The organism is Sphingomonas sp. (genome assembly GCF_031426035.1).
In the GTDB taxonomy this organism is placed as follows: Bacteria; Pseudomonadota; Alphaproteobacteria; order Sphingomonadales; family Sphingomonadaceae; genus Sphingomicrobium.
The window spans coordinates 1-2,539 of record NZ_JANPKO010000102.1; the positions used below are offsets into that span (position 1 = coordinate 1).

At 66.1% G+C, this 2,539-nt stretch carries 3 protein-coding genes and 1 tRNA gene; 3 read left to right on the plus strand and 1 reads right to left on the minus strand.

Annotation, left to right across the window (positions count from 1 at the left end):
• A partial coding sequence (gene dgoD / locus RMP08_RS07485; RefSeq protein ID WP_310468370.1) for a galactonate dehydratase occupies positions 1 to 808 on the plus strand: 808 nt, incomplete at its 5' end.
• A gap of 14 nt (positions 809 to 822) precedes the next feature.
• Here the strand turns inward: dgoD and RMP08_RS07490 are convergent.
• Positions 823 to 1,140, minus strand: a complete 318-nt coding sequence (locus tag RMP08_RS07490; RefSeq protein ID WP_310468371.1) for a hypothetical protein — start codon at positions 1,138 to 1,140, stop codon at positions 823 to 825.
• Positions 1,141 to 1,272: 132 nt separating this feature from the next.
• Between RMP08_RS07490 and RMP08_RS07495 the strand changes: the two genes are divergently transcribed.
• Positions 1,273 to 2,157: an aldose 1-epimerase gene (locus RMP08_RS07495; protein WP_310468372.1), complete on the plus strand. Its 885-nt coding sequence runs from the start codon at positions 1,273 to 1,275 to the stop codon at positions 2,155 to 2,157.
• A 49-nt stretch (positions 2,158 to 2,206) separates the two neighbouring features.
• A tRNA-Ser gene (locus RMP08_RS07500) sits at positions 2,207 to 2,296 on the plus strand.
• Positions 2,297 to 2,539: the final 243 nt, after the last annotated feature.

Genomic DNA, 2,539 nt, shown 5'->3' on the forward strand with positions numbered 1-2,539 from the left:
CGACAAGGTGCGCGCCTATGCGTGGATCGGCGGCGATCGCCCCGACGAGATCGGCGAGGCCGCCGCGGCGCGCGCCGGCCAGGGCTTCTCCGCGGTCAAGATGAACGCCACCGCCGACCTCGACTGGATCGGCACGCCCAAATTGTTCGACGAGGTGGTCGAGCGCGTGCAGGCGGCGCAGGCGGCGGGGATGGATGTCGGGCTCGATTTCCACGGCCGCGTCCACCGCCCGATGGCCAAGCAATTGGCAAAAGTGCTCGAGCCGCTCGGGCTGTTGTTCATCGAGGAGCCGCTGCTCAGCGAGAACCCCGAGGGGCTCAAGCAGATCGCCGCCCTGACCTCGACCCCGATCGCGCTCGGCGAGCGCTTGTTCTCGCGCTGGGACTTCAAGCCGTTCCTCGAGAGCGGCGTGGTCGACATCATCCAGCCCGATTTGAGCCACGCCGGCGGGCTGCTCGAATGCCGCAAGATCGCGGCGATGGCCGAGGCCTATGATGTCGCGGTCGCGCCGCATTGCCCGTTGGGGCCGCTCGCGCTCGCCTCATGCCTCCAGCTCGCCGCGTGCACGCCCAATGTCGCGATCCAGGAAATGAGCCTCGGCATCCACTACAATGTCGGCCACGATTTGCTCAGCTTCGTCACCGACAAGGAGGTGCTGACGCCGGACGGCGGGTTCCTGCCGATCCCGACCGGGCCGGGGCTCGGCGTTACGATCGATGAGGCCGGGGTGCGCGAGGCGCACAAGGACCGCCACCGCTGGCGCAACCCGGTGTGGCGCCACGCCGACGGCAGTTTTGCCGAATGGTGAGCTAGAACGCCGCCTCAGGCGACGCGGCGGATGCGGCGCTTGGGCTGCTCGTAGTCGACCTCGTCGAGCTGCTCGCGCAGGCCGTCGATCGCCGCATTGTCCTCGGGCAGCGTGGCCGCCGAGTAACGCGCCTCGCACTCGGCTTCTTCTTCCGACAATTCGCGGAAGTAAGTGATCGACAATCGCCGCCCGAACACGTCGTCGCCGCGCAACCGCAGTTCGGGCTCGGCATCGGGTGGAAGATTGTCGCGGATCGCGGTCAATGTGCCGATCAGCTGATCGAGCGACGTGTAATCGCTGATCTCGATAAAGTCCTTGACGCGCCTGCGCATACGTCCCTCTCCCCGAGGCTGCGGGAAACCAGATAGCTGGCGCCGGAATCGCGGCGCAATAAGCAATCTGGATTTATCCCCAGTTGAGTTGCATCGAGGTGAACGATGCGTTCGGGAAAGGGCAAAAAGGGCGTGGCTGACGACACTCTTGTGCTCCGCGCCGGCGCGCTCGAGCTGGGGCTAAGCCCCTCAGTTGGCGGGACAATCGCCTGGTTCGACGAGGTCGCCGGCGAGCGCCGCAGCGCGATATTGCGCGGATGCCACACTCCGTTGGAAAACGCGCTGGGCGCCGCCAGTTTCCCCCTCGTGCCCTACGTCAACCGTATCCGCGGCGGCACTTTTGCTTTTCGCGGCCGCGACATCGCGATCGCGCCGAACATGGCCGGCGACCCCAGTCCGCTCCACGGCGACGGCTGGCTGGGGCCGTGGCAGGTCGAGCAAAAGGCCGCGCGCAATGCCACGCTGCATTTCCACCACGACCCCGGCGAATGGCCGTGGGAATATGAAGCGCGGCAGGTTTTCGCGCTCGATCCGCGCGGGCTGACGCTGACCCTCGAGTGCCGCAACCTGTCGGCTGAGCCGATGCCGTGCGGGCTCGGCCAGCACCCGTATTTCCCGTGCGGCGCGGCGACCCGCATCGACACCCACGTCAGCCACGCCTGGACCATCGACGACCAGGTGCTGCCGGTGGACAAGGTGGAGGCGACCGGCCGCTTCGACCTCGCCGGGCGCCCGGTGTGCGGGCAAAACCTCGACCACGGGTTCGGCGGGTGGAGCGGCAGTGCCCTGCTCACCGACCCCGCCTGGCCGTTCGCGCTCGAGCTGTCGTCGCCCACCGCGCGCTTCTTCCAGCTCTATTCGCCGGACAGCGGTGGCCTGTTCGTCGCCGAGCCGGTGACCCACGCCAACGCCGCCTTGAACGCGCCCGAGGCGGAGTGGGCCGAGCTCGGCATGGCGGTGCTCGAGCCCGGCGAGGCGATGACCCTGGCGATGCGCCTGGAAGTCACGCCGCGCTAGGTTGAACCAATGCCCCACCCCCGATATAGGCCCGCGCTTGCCGCCGGCCGGAGACGTGGGTGAGTGGCTGAAACCAACGCTTTGCTAAAGCGTCATACGGGAAACCGTATCGAGGGTTCGAATCCCTCCGTCTCCGCCAATACCTATTGATAAACAACGGTTTTGTGGCAAGCTTCCTCCTCGTTACCACAAACGATCCCTAATCCAATGTTCTGCGAGACCACTACGGGCTCCTGATAGTATCCGGCGATTCGTGCGGCCGTAGTTAAGGGGGAGCAATGCGCCTCGTAATCGACAGCAACCGACTTCAGTCGGTTGAGCTCGGGACATTCCTGCGCGCATCCACCAACAACAAAGCGGTTCTGTCAGATTACGCCTGGAT

Excerpts from the sequence above, each read along its gene's own strand:
- RMP08_RS07490 (WP_310468371.1), bottom strand. The coding sequence starts at position 1,140 with ATGCGCAGGCGCGTCAAGGACTTTATCGAGATCAGCGATTACACGTCG.